This is a genomic window from Thiomicrolovo sp. ZZH C-3 (assembly GCF_054862725.1).
On sequence record NZ_JBTKXX010000004.1, the window covers coordinates 176,888 to 193,746 of the forward strand.

Below are 16,859 nucleotides of genomic sequence, written 5' to 3' on the forward strand. Positions count from 1 at the left end.
TTAGAAGAGGTAGTTGAGCTCGAAGCGTGAATCCAGGCTGTCGGCATCCGGTTTTTTCGTGTCGTTATACCCCAGGCGCAGCCGCCACTGCAGGTCCGAGAGCATCGGCAGGTTCTGGACAAATCCGAGGTAGTAGTAGTTCTCGTCATAGTACCCCTTCGACTCGTCCGCATCGGTGTGGAGAATGGAAGCCTGGACGAAAATGTCGGTGAAGACGCCGCTTTTGTTGGCGGCGCGCTGCAGCTCGATGCGGTAGCTCTTCGTATTCGCCATCCAGTTGTAGCGGGCCATCGAGCGGGTATAGCCCGCCGTCGGGAAGCCCCGCCACGGGGTGATCAGGTCCGCTTCGTCGAAGACCTGGGTATACCCGAGGTTAAGCTTGTACTTGCCCAGCTGCGCCACAAGCCGTGCGGCGAGCATCTGCGCGTCCAGGGAGTCGGCCTCATCATAGCCGCCGGCTGCGCCGTTCTGGCCCGCAAGCGTACCGTTGTACGCCGCGCCGCCGACCTTCCCCGCGCCGTTGTCGAACTGCTGGATATAGCGGACCCCCGGTGTCAGCGAGACGCTGCCCAGGGCGATCTTGTAGTTCGCCTCTGCCATCACCTCGCTGACGAGTTCCGGAACGATGTAGAAGGAGGCGTCGAGTTTCATGTTGGGAATCGCCGTATTGTGCAGGTCTCCCGTGATCAGCGGCGCGTCGGTCGGTTTGCCTGCGGCTTTGAGCGCCGAGTAGGTGAGCCCCTTATGCATCGCGGAGTCATCGTTCTCGCTCCACTCCGGCCGCTCCGAACTGCTGCTGTTCGCATCGCCGTACATCAGGACCGAGTGCGCCTGCGTATGGTCACGCAGCTTCTGCTCGGCGAGGTACGCCACGCGAAGCGCCGTCGCCGGGACCGCTTTCGTATCGATGACGATGCCGTCAAAGGTGTTGGGGATCATTTTCGTGTCGTTGGACTTGGTATAGAAGGTCTCCACCAGCTGGCGGCCGACGCTGATACGGGTTTTGGGGAGGCCGCTGTAGGCGATATAAGCCTGGCCCAGTGTCCCCATTCCCTTGTTGTCCGTATTGACGTAATCGTAACGGCTCAGCACGTCCTTGCCCGGTTTGAGCATGCTGACCGGGTCCCCGCCGTCATCAAAGAAGGCCTGGGAGTAGTAGAGCCCCATCCCGAAATCGAACCCGCCGAAATTGGCGCTGCGGAAGACCAGCGAGCCGCCGAGGGCGCTGATGAGATGGTCGTCCTGCGTGGCACTCTCCGCCTGCCATTTATAGTAAAAGGTGTTCGAGCGCAGGCGGCCGTAGAACGCCCCGTCGCGGAACATCCCCGCGAAACGCTCCGCACTCCCCGGGACAGCGTTATACACCAACGTATAGTTCGAATTAAGCGCCTGTTTCGGGGGATTCGCCTCCGATGCATGGAGCGCAGTCCCCAGCATCCCCGCCATAGCGGCACTGATCAAGCCGGTCGTTTTCAATGACTCTCCTTCATAACACGCTCCTTCCGAAGCGTTATTTTTTATAAAACATAACGATTTTTGCAATGCCTATTCTCTAAAAATCTCTGTTTAGTGTAAAAAAAGGCGACAAAACATGACAAAAGTGTTATGTTTTGAAAAACATAACGGAATCGTAGATAAACTTGCCTTGCCTGCCGCTTAAGAAGTGAACGCCCTCGCTTTCATCACCCTAAGACGAAGGCAGAGCGTTTATACTATGGCTAAAACCACCGGACGGTAGCGTATGCAGCTTGATCTCACCCGCGGCAGTATCCGAAGCCATATCAGGACCCTCGCGGTGCCCGCCTGCATCGGCTTTTTTTTCCACACCCTCTTCAATATCACCGATACCTACTTTGCCGGAACCATCTCGACCCAGGCGCTGGCCGCCCTCTCCCTCTCCTTTCCCATCTTCTTCATCATCATCTCCCTTGCCGAGGGGATGAGCGAAGCCGTGACGGCCGTTGTCGGCAATGCGCTGGGGGCGGGCAATACGGATGAAGCCCGCCATCTCGCGCGCAATGCGCTGCTTTTCGGGGGGCTGCTGGCGATCGTCCTGACCGCCGCGGGGTTTGCCGCCGCACCGGCGCTGATGCAGGCCCTCGGTGCCCGGGACGCTTACCTCGAAGAGGCCCTGGCCTATATCAACATCATTATCATGGGTACGGGTTTCTTCGTCTTTACCTTCTTTCTCAACGCCCTGCTCAACGCTGTCGGGGACACCGTCTCATTCCGCAATGTCCTGGTCGCCGCCGCCGTGATCAACGTCGCCCTCGACGCCTGGTTCGTGCGCGGGGGGCTCGGCATTGCACCGATGGGCGTTACGGGGATCGCCCTGGCCACCCTCCTCATTGAGGCCATGAGCGCCGCATATCTTTTCTACCGTCTGAAGACCAAACCCGTCTACCGCGCTCCGTCCCCCTTCCGTCTCGACCCGGCGGCCCTCGGGGAGCTGATCCGGCAGGGGATCCCGCCCAGCGCCAACCTGGCACTGATGGCGGTGGGGATCTACATCATCACCTACTTTGCCGCGCCCTACGGGCAGGAGGTCGTCGCGGCCTACGGGGTGGGCATGCGCATCGAACAGATCATCCTGATGCCCGCCGTCGGCCTCAACGTCGCGGTGCTCGCCATCGTCGCGCAGAACAGCGGGGCCCGCCGGTACGAACGTATCAATGAAACGGTCAAACGTTCCCTCTATTACGGCGGTATCGTCGCCGTGATCGGCGGCCTCCTGCTGCTCTCAGGCGCCGAATCGGTCATGGGATTTTTCAGCGACGTCCCCGGCGTTATTGCCGAGGGGGCCCTCTATCTGCGCGTCGAAGCCTTTCTGATCTACCCCTTCGTCATCATCTTTACCTACGTCGCCATGCTGCAGGGGGTCAAGCGGCCCGCTTTTATCTTCTATATCAGCCTCCTTCGGCAGATCATTGCCCCGCTGGCCGTCCTCTGGCTCCTGACGCAAATCGCCCCCGGCGCCCTGTCGGTGTGGCTCGGCATCGGAGGCGTCGTCGTTTCCGCCGCGATCATCACGCTCTGGTACGCCAGACAGATCCTCGGCGACCTCTCCCGATGACCCCTACATCGCTTCCCTGTCTGCTTAAAACTTAACCACAAGTGCAACTGACTTTGTTCATAAAGTTATCTACAATGCCCGCCGTAGATACGATGTGACGAACAACCAATTTTTTTCTCCTTTTCACCCCCCGGCCCCTTTGTACCGGGGAGAGACACCCTGACTATTTTATAAAGGAGCTGTCATGCAAAATCTTGTTTCCATTTACGAAGAGAACGCCGGCCTGATACAGAAGTTCATCCTGGCCTCCCTCCAGAGGATCGGCCTCATCCACCTGACGGAAAAAAACGTCAAGCACATCTTTACCGTCTTCCCGAGCCTGGAACTGGCCTATGAAACCGACGAGGGGTTCGCCCAGACCTCCGCCAACCACAGCCGCCACAAAAAGGATTCAAGCGCCATCGGCGCAGACCGCAGCTATCTCATTGACGAGCATAAACTCTCAGGCGACTACTACTTTCATGAACCCTACCTCTCCACGACGACGGGGCATCTGTGCGTCACCGTCGTCTACAAGACGAGCAAGGGGGGCTATATTCTGCTCGATTTCCAGCTGCGCAACCTTCTTGAACGTTTCATGCTTATCGAGAACAACGGCGCCCTCAAGCTGACCCACCGTACCCTCTACGGCATCATCGGCGGGGGCCTGCTGCTGCTGGGGATCTTTGTCGTCCTCTACGGGCTGTTCAGTTTCGGCCACTACCTGATCATCGAAGAAGCGATGTCGCTGGAGATGTTCTTCAAACCGGTGATCGCCCTCACCCTCGGTCTGGCCGTCTACGACCTCGGCAAAACGATCGTCGACCAGGAAGTGATGCCCAGAACGCAGAAAGTCCATGAAGGGATCAAGGTGAAGACCCTGCTCAACTTCTCCGTCTCCATCCTCATTGCCCTGATGATCGAAGCCCTGCTGGTCGTCTTCAAGATCTCCATCTCCAACTACCACGATCTCCCCTACGCGGCGTCGCTGATCGCGGCGCTGGCCCTGCTCTTTTTTGTCTTCTCCTACTTTATCTACATCGTCAGGAAAAGCGGGAGCGCCCCGGAGATCGAGTAGGCCTCAGTAGGCGTCAAAAAGGGCCTGGATATGCGCGGCGTCGTGGGTCGCGAGGTAGAGCGGCCGCCGCTGCCCGTGGCGGACGCGTTCGTCAAAGGTCTCCGTTTCCCGGCGGTAGAAAATGCCCAGCGGGAACGGCCCGCCCTCCATCGCCCGTGCCATCGCCGCACCGATGTCGGCCGTGTCATGGGAAGCGTCCAGCTCATAGGTATGCTCCCCGAACCAGCCGAAGGTGTTGATCTTGTTGAAGGTCACGCAGGGCTGGAAAATGTCGACGAGGGCGTAGCCCCGGTGCAGGAAAGCGGCTTTGAGCACGCGCCTGGCGTGTTCGGGGTTGCCGATGTTGACCCGGGAGACGAACCCCGCCCGCAGCGCCAGCGCCACGGCGAGGGGGTTGAAGGGCTCGTTGCCGACCCCGTCGACCTGCACCTTCGTTTCCATCCCTCTCACACTCGTCGGCGACGCCTGCCCCTTGGTCAGCCCGTAGATCATATTGTTGTGAACGATATGGACGATATCGACGTTGCGGCGCACGGCATGCAGGAAGTGGTTGCCCCCCTCCCCGTACATATCGCCGTCTCCCCCCTCTGCCACCACGGTCAGCTCGGGGTTGGCGGCCTTGACGGCAGTCGCGACGGGCACGGCGCGCCCGTGCAGCACCCCGAACATATTGACATCGACGTAATAGGGCGTTTTCGCTGCCTGACCGATGCCCGAAACGATGACGACGCTCCGCCCCTCGGCACCGAGATCGTCGAGCACCTTGCGAATCAGCGTCAGGATGCCGAAGTTTCCGCATCCGGGGCACCAACCGATATCGACATTTTCGCGTTCAAACGGTTTCATGAAAGCTCCTTGATAACGGCAGCGAGTTGCTGCGCCAGACGGTCGGCGAAGAAGGCGAAGCCGTTGCTCTGCAGGATACGCCGGTCGACCCGGACACCGTGCAGCGCCAGCTGCTCCGCAAAGGCGCCGTCGGCATTGTTTTCGACAACGATGCGGTAGTCGTACTCTGCCAGGAAGGCGAGCTGCGCGGGATTCAGCGGATGCACCCAGCCAAAGTGGACCTGGCACGTCCGGTCACCGCCGAGACGCGCCAGGGCCTCGGCAACGGCGCCGCGGCTCGAACCCCAGCCTATGACCGCGATGCGTCCCGTTCCGCGCACTTCCGGTGCCCATGCCTCGGACACGATGCCGTCGGCCTTGCGGGCCCGCTTGGCCACCATCGCCTCGCGGACGCGGAAGTCCTCGGTGATCTGCCCCCTTGCGTCGTGTTCGTGCCCGTCGCTGCAGACCAGCCCCTCGCCGCCGCCCGGGACGGCACGGGGACTGACACCCGAGGAGGTATCATCGTAGCGGTGGTACGTTTCGGCTGCCGGTGCGATGTAGCGGCGCTGCTCGAAAGCGGCGAAATCAACATCACCGGTCATCGCCATCGTATCCGCAAGGTACTGGTCGCTCAGCACGATCACCGGCAGCTGCCACCGGTCGGCCAGCTCAAAGGCGAGATGGCCCAGTTCGACGCATTCGTGCAGCGAACCGGGGGCGAGGATGATCCGCGGGAAGGGGCCGTGCCCCGAGTGCAGCGCCAGGTTCAGGTCGCCCTGCTCGCTGCGGGTCGGCAGCCCCGTGGCCGGACCGGGGCGCTGGGCAAGGTAGACGACGGCGGGGGTCTCCGTGATGCCCGAGAGGCTTATCCCCTCGCCCATCAGCGCGAATCCGCCCCCGGACGTCGTCGTCAGGGCCCGTGCGCCGGCGTACCACGCCCCCATCACAAGGTGGATCGAGGCGATCTCGTCCTCGCTCTGCTCCACCGCGATCTCGAAACGTTTGGACATTCCCGCCATAAAGTTCAGCACCCCCGTGGAGGGGGACATAGGGTAAGAGGCGACGAAGTTGCACCCCCCGGCGAGGAAACCGAAGCCGCAGGCGGTCGTCCCGTCCATCAGGTGCAGCGCAGATGCCCCTTCGGGATGCGGCTCCGGCAGCGGCTGCAATGGCGGATGCTGAAGATTCCGCCCCGCTTCGGCCCCGGCCTCCGCCGCGTGAACATTCCCCTCGTCCTGAACGAACCTCGACTGTACGCTGGCCTTCAAGGCATCGGTCCCCAGCCCGAGCATCCCGTAAACCAGCCCGGCGGCATAGGTATTGGCGTAGCGCGGGTCGCCCAGCCGCTGTGCCTCCCGCTGCATCGCAACGGCAATCGCACCGGGCGCTTCCGATGCAAAACGCTCGTCGGTCAGTACGACCGTCTGCGCAGTGAGGCGCGGCGCTGCGTGGGTCAGGGCCAAGGCGTCAAGCGCGATGAAAAAGTCTACCTCCCAACAGGGTGCCTCCAGCGGGGTATCGGCGATGCGGATCAGGGTCGTATTGCTCCCCCCGCGGACCCTGGACATGAACTCTTTGCTCGAATAGACGTAGTAGCCGCTGCGGACAAAGGCGTCACTGAGCACCTTCTCCAGGGTATCGATCCCCATGCCCGCCGCACCGCCGATCAGAATGGAGAGGCTCTGTACGGCGCTCTGCGGAGGTGACGACGCCGTCATGCGCCGCTGCAGCGGCGGCACGGAGAGGTCGGCGGCGAAAGGGACCTCATAGTGACCGGCCGAGGGCAGCTTCACATCTCCCTCCAGCACAGAGTCCGGTACCGGCGCGGCGGCGGTAAGGGGGGCTTCTTCCGCCTGGGGATAGGGCATGCTCTCACCCCAGGTGATCCTGCCCCCGTAGTAGCCCAGCACGATCACCCCCAGCCCTGTCAGCAGGACGATCGCATGATAGATGATGCTCCCGGCCTGCCATGTGTAGACAATGTCCGGTTCCTCCATATAGAGTACGATCGCGACGACGCCCGCCAGCAGCATCAGCACAGAGAGCACGATCTTGACGGCAAAGGGGCGGCGCCAGGTCCCGCCGTAATTGATCTGCCAGCTGATCAGCCCGGGGACCATCGCGACCGCGCCCATGACCGTCGCCGCCAGGAAGGTATAGAAAACGGCGGCAGCATAGCGTGCGGTCGGGGCGGCGAAAAAGAGCAGATCCATCAACGAAGCGAAGAGATGCAGGGCAATGGGAAAATGGACGGTCATCGGGTGGGGGTGGTAACGGCGGTAGAGTGCCTGCCAGCGGCGGCGGCGCTCCCTGAGGGGGTCCGGAGGTGCCGGGGGATCGTCCTGGGCGGTCTGCCCCGGTTCCGCCTCCAGCGTGCCGACGACGCTGTAGCGTGCAAAGACCTCATCCCCGTGCGGGGCACCCTCCAGCATCGGTGTCAGGTCGCGCCCCGCCTGGTGCATCCCCTGGTGGTTCCCCTCGGCCCACATCGGGCTCTCGGAGACGTCGTAGATTTTCCCTTTGTAGGCGATATAGGCGGGTCTTCCGTCACGGCCGTCATAGGCCGCAAGTTCACGCGGTGTCATGGCCCCCTCCTTTCATTTTGTTGTTTGCGGAGGCCGTCACGCCTGCTTACGTGGCGGTCGTTTCATTTGCCTGCATCGTATCGACGTAGTCGCAGACTTCGCTGTCGTCATTGCACGGCTGGCTGTAGCCGGCGATGGGGTCGTTCTCCTCGGCGGCGAGGTTGTCCGATACGAACCGCCAGTTGATCCGGTCCCACCACTTTTCCAGGTAGGCCGGACGTGCGTTGCGACGGTCGATGTAGTAGGCGTGTTCCCAGACGTCGCAGACCAGCAGCGGCCGGCGGCCATAGCGGACGGGGGTATCGGCGTTGGAGGTCGTCTCGATCACCAGGGTGTTCTCAGAACTCAATACCAGCCAGGTCCAGCCCGAGCCGAACAGGCCGGCCGCCGCAGCGAGGAAGGCCCCCTTGAAGCCCTCCATCGACCCGAAATCGCGTTCGATCATTTCCGAGAGTTCCGCCGAAGGCGCCGTGGCCCCGGGGGAAAGCCCCAGCCAGTAGAAGTCGTGGTTGAAGACCTGGGCGGCGTTATTGAAGGTGGCACCTTCAGCCTCGCGGATAATGTTGAGCAGCGGTGCATCCTCGAGGGGGCTCCCCTCAATCAGCCCGTTGAGTTTGTTGACGTAACCGGCATGGTGTTTCCCGTAGTGGAACGACACCGTTTCGGCGGAGATATCGGGTTCCAGTGCCGTCTCTTCGTACGGCAGCTTCATCAGTTCGAATGCCATTTTATGCTCCTTTTGGCGGGCTCATTTTTATTATCATAACTTATCCAAGTAAAGCGATGAAAAGGAAATGGTTTTAGCGCCAGGATAAAGCCTGCCTTCAGAATAGCCACTGCGGCGTGCGGGTGCGCAACCAAACAGTGTATACTTCCGTCAAAAAAGTCTCCCTCTGTGAAAAAGTTTCTCTCCCGGACCGACCGCGGCGTGCTCTTCATGCTGCTCAGCGCCTTTATCTCCGCCCTCAACGGGGCCGTTGCCAAACTCCTCGGCGACGACCTGAGCGCCCTGGAGATCGTCTTTTTCCGGAACCTCATCGGGGTGATCATCGTCCTTGCGATGCTGCGCCATACCCCGCCCTCCCTGCCCGGCGGCAGAGTGCACCTGCTCCTGCTGCGCGGCTTTTTCGGTTTCAGCGCGATGATCCTCTTCTTCTATACCATCACCGTCATCCCGCTGGGTGAAGCGATCACGCTCAACAAAACCTCCCCGCTCTTCGTCTCCGTCCTTGCCTTTTTCCTGTTGAAAGAGCATCTGAACCGTTACGCGCTCAGCGCCCTCTTCATCGGCTTTACCGGGGTCCTGTTCATCTCCAAGCCGACGGGGATGCTGATGGGGTACGAGCACTTCCTCGGCCTGCTCGGCGGTTTCTTCGCCGCCTCCGCCTATGCCACCATCAAAACGATCCGCCACGTCTACGACACCCGCGTCATCGTCCTCTCGTTCATGGGGGTGGGCACCCTCGCCTCCCTGCTGCTCTTCGCCCTCGCCCCCTTCGTAGACGCGCCGGACGCCCTGGCGTTTCTCTTTCCGGAATTCCTCTGGCCGACGTCGCCGAAGGTGTGGGGGCTGATCGCTTTCATGGCCCTCATCTCCACCCTCTCACAGTGGCTGCTCACCAAGGCGTACAGTTTCAGCAAAGCGGGAATCATCGGGGCCGTGAGCTACACGAACATCCCCTTTGCCGTCGGCTTCGGCATCATGCTCGGCGACGGTTTCCCCGACATGGCCGTCTGGCTGGGCATCGCCATGATCGTCGCCGCCGGACTCCTGGTCAAAAAAGGATAAAAAATGCAACAAGAGCACATTGTCATTCTCGGCGGCGGCTACGGCGGTCTCCGGGCCATCGAACATCTCGCCGGCGACCCGCGCTTTCGCATCACGCTGATCGACCGCCACCCCTACCACTACCTGCAGACCGAAGCCTACGGCTATATCGCCGGGCGTTTCGATATCCACGACATCACGATAGACCTGGCAAACTGGTGCCGGGGATTTGGCGACCGTGTCACCTTTAGGCAGGCCGAGATCACCGGGGTCGATCCCGAAGCGCGGGAGGTCGTTTTGGAGCAGGGGCGTATCGGCTACGACAGCCTTATCATTGCCACCGGGGCGCGCACGAACTTCTTCGCGTTCATCAAGGGGCTGCGTGAAAACAGCTACGGGGTCAAGAACCTCCAGCGCGCCTTCGCCTTCCGCCAGACCTTCGAACAACTGGTCTACACCAAGGTCGAAGAGCACCGCGACCCGGCGCCGGCCGAGCTGCAGATCGCCATCGGCGGGGCGGGGCTCAGCGGCGTCGAGATCGCCGCGGAGATGGCCGACGTCATCGAAAAACACCACAAGACCCTCGGCACCAATGCCAAAAAGATCAGGATCACCCTCATCGATGCGGCCGACACGATCCTGCCGGGCATGAGCGATTACATCGTCAACCGCACGGCGAAACGCCTGGAAGCGCTGGGGATCCGGATCCTGACCAACGCCTTTATCGACAAGGTCGAAGACGGGACCATCCACCTCAAAGACGGCACGGCGCTGCCCTACCGTTTCATGATCTTTACCGGGGGGATCACCGCCAATACGCTGCACAGCGACACGCCCCCGGAGACGAACCGCCTAGGGCAGATCGTTCCGGATGCCTACCTGCGCCTCGCTCCGCACATGAACGTCTACGCGGTCGGCGACTGCGTCGAACTCAAAGACGCGAAAGGCAACCTCCTGCCGCCGACGGCCCAGACGGCGGAGAAGAGCGCCGAGTACGTCGCCGCCGCCATCCGCAAGCGGCTGAACGGCGACCCCGTTCCCCCGTTTCATGCCAAGGTCGACGGTGTCTTTGTCGCCCTGGGCGGCCGCTACGCGGTCGGCGAACTCTTCGGTATCATCCGCGTCAGCGGCTACACGGCCTACCTGTTGAAAAAGCTCATCACCAAAGGGTACTACCTCGGCCTCAAACTGCGGATCAATACGGGCTTCAAAAAACGGACAGAGGCCTGATCTCCGTCAAATGACGCTGACGGGCAGGTAGAAGTCGAGGTCGAACCGTTCGTCGGATTCGAGAAAATGGTTCCGGCGGTAGACGACGTAGGGCGGCAGGGTCTTCGCCTCGAAACCGCTGCCGGGCAGCCAGGTATGGTAGATGTAGCGGATCAGGTTCGGCACCTCGCCGTAGCGCCCCTGCATCGTAAAGCGCGCGCAGAGCGATGAGGGGATGACGAAGCTGGAGACGGAGCCCGAGACCTCGAAACCGTCGGGAATCTCGATGGCGGCGACGTAGGCGCACTCCTCCAGCGGCACGATCGAGGGGTTGTCGTGGTGCAGCCCGATCTGCCGGGACGCCTCCAGGCCGTGCTCTACCGCGTAGGCGTAGAGCCGCCGCCAGACGTCGCCGATGGAGCGGTTGTAGCCGCGGTGGCGCATGTAGGCGACACGGATGGCGGGCATCTTGACGATCTCGGGCCTGAGGCCGGTCAGATCCGACGCGATCCGCGGCAGGTTGCCGGAGTAGCGGATATTCTCCTTTGAAAAGTCAAGGTAGCCCCCTTCGCGCCACTGCGTCGGCGTCTGCGCGTAGCGCTGCCGGAAGGCCCGGATAAAGGCCGAATGCGTGCTGTAGCCGCACTGCTGCGCGATCATGGAGACCTTCTCGGTCTTGTTGACGATGAGCAGGTTCGCCGCCTTCTGCAGCCGGATGGACTGCAGCGTGTCGTAGAAGTTGCGCCCCGTCACCTCTTTGAAGATCCGGTGGAAATGGTAGATGCTCGTGCGGTTTCGCTCCGCGAGCACCTCCAGGGTGATCGGCGAGTCGATATGACGGTAGATGTAATACAGCGCGTCGTTGACGACGTGGGCGTGGTGGCGCAGCGTCTCTTTCTTCATAAGGTCATTTTAGCAAGATCTGCATATTTTTTTGCAAGAAATATTGAAGATTAATCCCCGGAATCGGCGTATCATCGCGTTCAACCAAAAGGACAGAACATGAAACGCCAATTTATCCGGGAGATCCTCGATGTGATCACCGCGGACACCATCTCCTTTGCCGGCGGCCTTCCCGACGCCGACCTCTTCCCCCTCGACGGCTTCAAATCCGCTGCCGAAAAGGTCCTGGGCGATCCCGCGTCGCTGCAGTATTCACGTTCGCAGGGGTACGCCCCCCTGCGCGAAAAGATCGCGCAGCGCTACTGCGATGCGGGCTTTGAGACCCGCGCGGACGAGATCCTCATCACCACCGGCTCGCAGCAGGCGATCAACCTCATCGCCATGAGCACGCTCCCCTACGGGGTCACCGTCGAACTACCCGCCTACCTCGGGGCGCTCAGCGCGTTCCGGCTGTCGAAAGTCCGCACCGAAGGGGTCGCCCTGGAACATGACGGCATCGCGATGACCCCCTTTAGACGCAGTCTCGCCAGGACGGGGGCGGCCTACCTGATCCCCGACTTCCAGAACCCGACGGGACTGCGCTACAGTACCGCCAAACGCAACGCCGTCGCCAAGGCGTTGCTGAACGAGAATGCGCTGCTGATCGAAGACGCGCCCTACAGCGAGCTCTACTTCGACCATGCCTCCCTGCCCATCAGCGCGGCCATGCCCGAACGCAGCTTCCACCTGGGCTCCTTCTCCAAGATCCTGGCCCCGGGCCTGCGGGTCGGATGGGTCCGGGCCAGCGAAGCGAACCTGCGCCGCCTGCTCATCATCAAGGAGACGATCGACCTGCATACGTCGACCCTGGACCAGCGCCTGATCGACGCATATTGGGAGGCGGAAGGGCTTGAGCAGCACCTCGCCACCCTCCGCATCCACTACCGGGCCAAGAAAAACGCGCTCGCCGCGGCACTGCGCACGACACTGCCCGACTTCATCTTTGACGAGCCCCACGGCGGCATGTTCCTCTACGGCAGGCTGCCCGGCTACGATACGAGAACGCTGGTCGACCGCTGCGTGCAGCGCGGGGTCGCCTTCGTCCCCGGCAGCGAGTTCTACCCCGGATCGCCGGCGCACGACGAGCTCCGGCTCAACTTCACCCACACCGATCCGGCGCAGATGCACCGCGGTGTCAGCCTGATCGCCGAAGCCTACCGCGAACAGGTCGTCGCGAACATCACGGGGGTGGCGAAGGCCACTGCGTGACACGTCCCTATTAACGGTAAATTAATACCGTTGTCCTACAATGGTTTCATTCAACCACCCACAGGAGTTCTTCAGATGAAACCCTTCGCAAAAATGGCCGTGATCGCGGCAGCCACCCTCGCCCTCAGCGTCCCGTCGGCCTTTGCCTGCAGCGGCCAGAACAGCATGCAGGGCATGCACGGCGGCAAGGACAACAAAATGCACCTGGCCCGCAAAGTCGTCGATGCCGTCAGCCAGACGGGCCTCAGCGCCGCGCAGGCCCAGGCCGTCACCGATGCCATCAACAGCTTCAAGGCAAAGATGATGACTCGCAAAGCGTCCAAAACCTTCCCCATCGACGCCTTCGGGGACGCCGCCTTCGATGCGAAGAAGTTCAAAGCGGCCCAGCAGAAACAGTTCGACGCCAAGACCGACGCGATGACCGAACTCTTCACCGCCATCTACGCCACGCTGACGCCGGAACAGCGCCCCCTCTTCAAACGCGCTTTCACCGCCCCCATGGTCAAGAAAATGATCAAACAGAACATGATCAAAGGCGGGATGAAAAGCGGCGGTATGAAAAGCGGCGGCATGAAAAACAGCTGTCAGAAAAGCGGTGCCATGCCAAAAGGCGGGATGAAATGCGGCGGCATGAAGTGCGGCGGGATGTCCCGCTGAACGCCGCGCGCCGTTACGCCGGATAGAAACGCTGCATATAGTGCAGGTAAAACTGCTTGGCCGTCCGACCGCTGCGCGATGCCCGCTCGGCCGAAAAGCGCAGCGCCTCGCGCATGAGCATCTCCCGCTCGACATCGACCCCTTTGAAGTAGTGTTCCACCATGGCCAGGTAATCGTCCTGGGTCCCCTGATAAAATGAAAGCCATAACCCGAAACGGTCCGCCAGGGAGATCTTCTCCTCGACGCTGTCGCCGTAATGCAGTTCGCCGTCTTTGACCGTTGCCCCTTGGTTTTCGCTCATGTATTCGGGGACGAGGTGGCGGCGGTTGGAGGTGGCATAGACCCGGACGTTTTCCGGGGCGCTTTCGATGGAGCCCTCCATCGCGCTTTTAAGGTAGGTATAGGAGAGGTCCGTTTCGCCGAAAGTGAGGTCATCGAGATAGAGGATAAAACGGTAAGGTTCGTCGCGCAGCTCGTCGATCACCTCGGGCAGGTAGCGCAGGTCCTCCTTGAAAAACTCCACGATCCGAAGCCCCTCGTCGGCGTAGGCGTGCAGCAGCGCCTTCACCAGCGATGATTTGCCCGTCCCGCGGCTTCCCCAGAGCAGGACGTTGTTCGCAAAACGTCCCGCGATGAAGTTCTCCGTATTCTCGACAAGGGCCGCCTTCTGGCGGTCGATATTGATCAGCTCCTCCAGCGGCATCGCCTCTATCTGAGCAATGGGTTTGAGTCTCTCCGTGCGCCGTCTGAACACGGCGGCCAGGGTTGTGTTCCATGCGATCATGGCATCTCCTCTCGGGCAGGACTTTTCGTGCCATTATACCCCTGTGCAAATTTCGGGCACCTTCGCTACAATGATAATATAATTTCACAACGGAGGTCGGTATGAGAATTGCCATGGGCGGAGCGACGGGGTTTGTCGGCAAACACCTGCGGAAACGATTTGAAGCGGAGGGGTGGGCCGTCGTGCCGCTCAGCCGCAGCGACCTCGCGCTTCCGGCAGAAGCCCTCGCCGAAAAGCTGGCCGGCGCCGACGTGATCATCAACATCGCCGGGGCCCCCGTCGACCGCCGCTGGAGCCGGCGCTACAAAGCGCTGCTCGTCTCCAGCCGCGTCGGCACGACAGAGCGCCTCGTCGAGGCGATCGGCCTGCTGGAGGTCAAGCCCTCCCTCTACATCGGCGGTTCCGCCGTCGGCATCTACCCGTCGAAAAAATGGCACGACGAATTGAGCGAGGAGTACGCCTACACCTTCCTCGGCGAACTCTGCCAGCAGTGGGAAGCCGCGGCAACAGGGGTCAAAGCCTACGGTGTCCGGACGGTGATCTTCCGCCTGGGCATCGTCCTGGGCAACGGGGGGATGCTCTCCCGGATGCTGCCCGCCTTCCGCCTCGGCCTCGGCGGCGTCGTCGGCAACGGGAAGCAATACCTCTCCTGGATCCACATCGGCGACCTCTGCGAGGCCTTTGTCCGCGCCGTCTCCGATCACAATATGCGGGGGGTCTACAATCTCGCGGCGCCCCGGGTCTCAACTAACAAAGAGCTCACCGAAGCCCTCGGAACGCGCCTGCACCGCCCCACCTTCATGCGCCTCCCCTACTGGTTCCTGCGCCTCGTTTTCGGCGAGGGTTCCGAGGTAATCGCCGGCGGGCAGTGGGCCGTACCGCGCCGCCTGCTTGATGCCGGTTTCACCTTCCGGTTCGAACATCTCGGCGACGCCCTGGACAATCTGCTTGCAAAACGGAAGGATTGACGCCTTCCGCCCCTGCTTGAGTGAAAAACCGCTATAATTCCACCATCATTTGCAGCGGCGGAGCGTACCGAAAATCCGCACCTTTCCCTGCACCACCAAGGACCAACCATGGCTATCCCATCCGTAGCGTTCAAACGCCAGAACCACCGCCTTCTCCTCTGTGAAGATACCCGCAAAGACGAACTGCTTGCCCAGCTGCTCGCAGAAAACGCCGACAGAAAGATCAGCGTCGTCACCGCCGGTGACGCTGCGGCCATCAGCGTCCCCGACACCGTCACCGTCTTGAACGACGATGCCCTCGAAGATGCCGAAGGCTGCGATCTGCTCATCAGCTACGACCTGCCGGAGGTTCCGCAGCGCTACCTGGAACGTATGGCTTTGGCCCGCGAGGGGGCCCTCGTCCTGCTGGGCGAGGCGGACCGCCCGCGCCTGATGGGCATCGAGATGCTGCTGGGCCGCGCCATCTCCCAGGAGCGCCCGGAGGGGTTCGCCCCCGAAGAGAGTGCCGTACCCGCCCAGCGCCCGAAACGCTACAAAAAACCCTCTGCCCGCCTTTACGAAGATGCCGCGCCGAAGAAAGCCCCGGCCAAGCCGAAGGGCAAAGGTGCCCCGCGCAAACCGAAAGAGAGCGGCGTCTCCCGCTACATCGGCACCGACGAGAACGGCAAACCGATGTTCTCCGGCAAGACTGGCGAACGTAACCACCGCCATGACGGCAAGCCCCACACCGAAGAGAGCCTCGAGGCCAAAAAAGCGTGGGATGCCAAACGGAAGCAGCAGGGTAAAAAGCCCTACGACGCGAAGAAAAAGCCGCCCTACAAAGGGGAAAAGAAGCCTTATGATGCGCAGAAAGGGCCAGGGAAACCTGCAGAGAAGAAACCCGAAGGCACCAAACCCAAACGCCCGATGATCCGCATCAAGGCGGAAAAGCTCAAAAAGAGCGACCCGAAAAAATAACCGCCGCTATTTCCCCAGCGTGTAAAGGTTGTTGCTGTTGTGGCACGCCGCCTGGAAGCGTTCGCGGAGCTCCCGGTCATAGGTCATGATGAAAACGTCGGCCTGCCGGAGCTTCAGACGCTCGAACTCCCCCAGCAGAAAATCGTCCGCCACGTTCTTTCCGTGATCGACGACGGTAAAATTGAACGACTCCAGCCGCTTGCCGTAATCGTACAGCTCCGCCTCCCACTCCCGCCGCTTGAGGTAGAGGGAGTCGGGGTTCGCCGCCAGGTAGATGTGGTCGTCGGGGACGCGGAACTTCTCGATAACGTGGGTGAACATGGGCCCGACGGGGCCGAAGTTCTCGATGTCCCAGAAGAGGTAGGTACCGCGTGTCCGGCTCCGGCGCTTTTTGTTGAGCAGTTTGAGGCGCTTGGAGATGTTGAGGTGGACATGGGCGTTGTCATTGGTCAGTTCGATCTGCAGCTTCAGCGCCTCCGCCTCCGCCGTCTCGAACCCCAGCACCTGACCCATATCGATAAAGAGCTGCAGCTCGGCCAGCTCGGCCTGCGCCCCGCCCTTCTGGTAACGCCCCAGTGCCTTGATCTTCTCCGCTGAAAAGAGCAGTGACAGCGTCGGCGGCCGCTGCTGCGCATAGGCTTTTTTAACTGCATGAAAAAGGGAATAGGCGTTCGGGGTCTCGGGCATTTCAACGCTCCCTCTGACCTCATCGCCGATAATGATCTGCTTCATGGGATGGATTATAAAAGGAATGGATAAAAGCGGGCTGATATTTTCAGGGAGCGGCCGGCGCCGTGCCGGCCGCTCAGGAGAAAGAGATTG

The 16,859-nt window shown here is 61.4% G+C and carries 15 protein-coding genes; 8 read left to right on the forward strand and 7 right to left on the reverse strand.

The features are described 5' to 3' along the window. Nucleotides 1-1,476 (reverse strand): hypothetical protein, encoded by a 1,476-nt coding sequence (locus ACXWTF_RS12230; RefSeq protein ID WP_461715261.1) that lies wholly within the window; start codon nt 1,474-1,476, stop codon nt 1-3. A gap of 265 nt (nt 1,477-1,741) precedes the next feature. Here ACXWTF_RS12230 and ACXWTF_RS12235 point away from each other — a divergent pair, with 265 nt between their 5' ends. Continuing rightward, nucleotides 1,742-3,073 carry an MATE family efflux transporter gene (locus ACXWTF_RS12235; RefSeq protein ID WP_461715262.1) on the forward strand — a complete coding sequence of 444 codons (1,332 nt, stop codon included), beginning with the start codon at nt 1,742-1,744 and terminating at the stop codon, nt 3,071-3,073. Between the two features lie 184 nt (nt 3,074-3,257). Further along, nucleotides 3,258-4,130 carry a hypothetical protein gene (locus ACXWTF_RS12240; protein ID WP_461715263.1) on the forward strand — a complete coding sequence of 291 codons (873 nt, stop codon included), beginning with the start codon at nt 3,258-3,260 and terminating at the stop codon, nt 4,128-4,130. A gap of 3 nt (nt 4,131-4,133) precedes the next feature. Here ACXWTF_RS12240 and ACXWTF_RS12245 read toward each other — a convergent pair whose 3' ends face one another. Genes ACXWTF_RS12245 through ACXWTF_RS12255 form a run of 3 tightly spaced genes read right to left on the reverse strand, consistent with a single transcriptional unit; the run spans nt 4,134 to nt 8,270 of the window. Beyond that, complete coding sequence (locus ACXWTF_RS12245; RefSeq protein WP_461715264.1) at nt 4,134-4,976, reverse strand: thiamine pyrophosphate-dependent enzyme; 843 nt, start codon at nt 4,974-4,976, stop codon at nt 4,134-4,136. Next, nucleotides 4,973-7,543, reverse strand: coding sequence for a 2-oxoacid:acceptor oxidoreductase subunit alpha (locus tag ACXWTF_RS12250; protein WP_461715265.1), 2,571 nt, complete (start codon nt 7,541-7,543; stop codon nt 4,973-4,975). Before ACXWTF_RS12250 ends, ACXWTF_RS12245 begins: the two co-directional genes overlap by 4 nt. A 46-nt stretch (nt 7,544-7,589) precedes the next feature. Beyond that, nucleotides 7,590-8,270, reverse strand: coding sequence for a superoxide dismutase (locus tag ACXWTF_RS12255; protein WP_461715266.1), 681 nt, complete (start codon nt 8,268-8,270; stop codon nt 7,590-7,592). 168 nt (nt 8,271-8,438) lie between these two features. On the opposite strand from ACXWTF_RS12255, the gene ACXWTF_RS12260 reads away from it, so the two are divergent. Both ACXWTF_RS12260 and ACXWTF_RS12265 read left to right on the forward strand, forming a co-directional pair. Continuing rightward, a complete protein-coding gene (locus tag ACXWTF_RS12260; protein ID WP_461715267.1) occupies nt 8,439-9,332 on the forward strand; it encodes a DMT family transporter in 894 nt (297 codons plus the stop codon). 3 nt (nt 9,333-9,335) lie between these two features. Continuing rightward, nucleotides 9,336-10,541, forward strand: a complete 1,206-nt coding sequence (locus ACXWTF_RS12265) for an NAD(P)/FAD-dependent oxidoreductase (RefSeq protein WP_461715268.1) — start codon at nt 9,336-9,338, stop codon at nt 10,539-10,541. 6 nt (nt 10,542-10,547) lie between these two features. On the opposite strand, the gene ACXWTF_RS12270 is transcribed toward ACXWTF_RS12265, so the two are convergent. Continuing rightward, nucleotides 10,548-11,423, reverse strand: a complete 876-nt coding sequence (locus ACXWTF_RS12270; RefSeq protein WP_461715269.1) for an AraC family transcriptional regulator — start codon at nt 11,421-11,423, stop codon at nt 10,548-10,550. A 99-nt stretch (nt 11,424-11,522) separates the two neighbouring features. Between ACXWTF_RS12270 and ACXWTF_RS12275 the strand changes: the two genes are divergently transcribed. Beyond that, complete coding sequence (locus ACXWTF_RS12275; RefSeq protein WP_461715270.1) at nt 11,523-12,671, forward strand: aminotransferase-like domain-containing protein; 1,149 nt, start codon at nt 11,523-11,525, stop codon at nt 12,669-12,671. Nucleotides 12,672-12,746: 75 nt separating this feature from the next. Continuing rightward, nucleotides 12,747-13,328 (forward strand): Spy/CpxP family protein refolding chaperone, encoded by a 582-nt coding sequence (locus ACXWTF_RS12280; RefSeq protein WP_461715271.1) that lies wholly within the window; start codon nt 12,747-12,749, stop codon nt 13,326-13,328. Nucleotides 13,329-13,341: 13 nt separating this feature from the next. On the opposite strand, the gene ACXWTF_RS12285 is transcribed toward ACXWTF_RS12280, so the two are convergent. Further along, on the reverse strand, nt 13,342-14,112 hold the full coding sequence (locus tag ACXWTF_RS12285) for an ATP-binding protein (protein ID WP_461715272.1): 771 nt from the start codon (nt 14,110-14,112) through the stop codon (nt 13,342-13,344). Between the two features lie 101 nt (nt 14,113-14,213). Between ACXWTF_RS12285 and ACXWTF_RS12290 the strand changes: the two genes are divergently transcribed. Together ACXWTF_RS12290 and ACXWTF_RS12295 are read left to right on the forward strand one after the other, a co-directional pair. Continuing rightward, nucleotides 14,214-15,080, forward strand: a complete 867-nt coding sequence (locus ACXWTF_RS12290; protein ID WP_461715273.1) for a TIGR01777 family oxidoreductase — start codon at nt 14,214-14,216, stop codon at nt 15,078-15,080. Nucleotides 15,081-15,188: 108 nt separating this feature from the next. After that, on the forward strand, nt 15,189-16,037 hold the full coding sequence (locus ACXWTF_RS12295; RefSeq protein ID WP_461715274.1) for a hypothetical protein: 849 nt from the start codon (nt 15,189-15,191) through the stop codon (nt 16,035-16,037). A gap of 6 nt (nt 16,038-16,043) precedes the next feature. Here ACXWTF_RS12295 and ACXWTF_RS12300 read toward each other — a convergent pair whose 3' ends face one another. Beyond that, nucleotides 16,044-16,769 carry a hypothetical protein gene (locus ACXWTF_RS12300; protein ID WP_461715275.1) on the reverse strand — a complete coding sequence of 242 codons (726 nt, stop codon included), beginning with the start codon at nt 16,767-16,769 and terminating at the stop codon, nt 16,044-16,046. Nucleotides 16,770-16,859 lie beyond the last annotated feature (90 nt).

What these genes read in the sequence shown, in the direction of transcription:
- ACXWTF_RS12290 (WP_461715273.1), top strand. Translation starts at nt 14,214, where the DNA reads ATGAGAATTGCCATGGGCGGAGCGACGGGGTTTGTCGGCAAACACCTG.
- ACXWTF_RS12285 (WP_461715272.1), bottom strand. Translation starts at nt 14,112, where the DNA reads ATGATCGCATGGAACACAACCCTGGCCGCCGTGTTCAGACGGCGCACG.
- ACXWTF_RS12265 (WP_461715268.1), top strand. Translation starts at nt 9,336, where the DNA reads ATGCAACAAGAGCACATTGTCATTCTCGGCGGCGGCTACGGCGGTCTC.
- ACXWTF_RS12275 (WP_461715270.1), top strand. Translation starts at nt 11,523, where the DNA reads ATGAAACGCCAATTTATCCGGGAGATCCTCGATGTGATCACCGCGGAC.
- ACXWTF_RS12255 (WP_461715266.1), bottom strand. Translation starts at nt 8,270, where the DNA reads ATGGCATTCGAACTGATGAAGCTGCCGTACGAAGAGACGGCACTGGAA.
- ACXWTF_RS12240 (WP_461715263.1), top strand. Translation starts at nt 3,258, where the DNA reads ATGCAAAATCTTGTTTCCATTTACGAAGAGAACGCCGGCCTGATACAG.
- ACXWTF_RS12295 (WP_461715274.1), top strand. Translation starts at nt 15,189, where the DNA reads ATGGCTATCCCATCCGTAGCGTTCAAACGCCAGAACCACCGCCTTCTC.
- ACXWTF_RS12270 (WP_461715269.1), bottom strand. Translation starts at nt 11,423, where the DNA reads ATGAAGAAAGAGACGCTGCGCCACCACGCCCACGTCGTCAACGACGCG.
- ACXWTF_RS12245 (WP_461715264.1), bottom strand. Translation starts at nt 4,976, where the DNA reads ATGAAACCGTTTGAACGCGAAAATGTCGATATCGGTTGGTGCCCCGGA.
- ACXWTF_RS12280 (WP_461715271.1), top strand. Translation starts at nt 12,747, where the DNA reads ATGAAACCCTTCGCAAAAATGGCCGTGATCGCGGCAGCCACCCTCGCC.
- ACXWTF_RS12235 (WP_461715262.1), top strand. Translation starts at nt 1,742, where the DNA reads ATGCAGCTTGATCTCACCCGCGGCAGTATCCGAAGCCATATCAGGACC.
- ACXWTF_RS12300 (WP_461715275.1), bottom strand. Translation starts at nt 16,769, where the DNA reads ATGAAGCAGATCATTATCGGCGATGAGGTCAGAGGGAGCGTTGAAATG.
- ACXWTF_RS12250 (WP_461715265.1), bottom strand. Translation starts at nt 7,543, where the DNA reads ATGACACCGCGTGAACTTGCGGCCTATGACGGCCGTGACGGAAGACCC.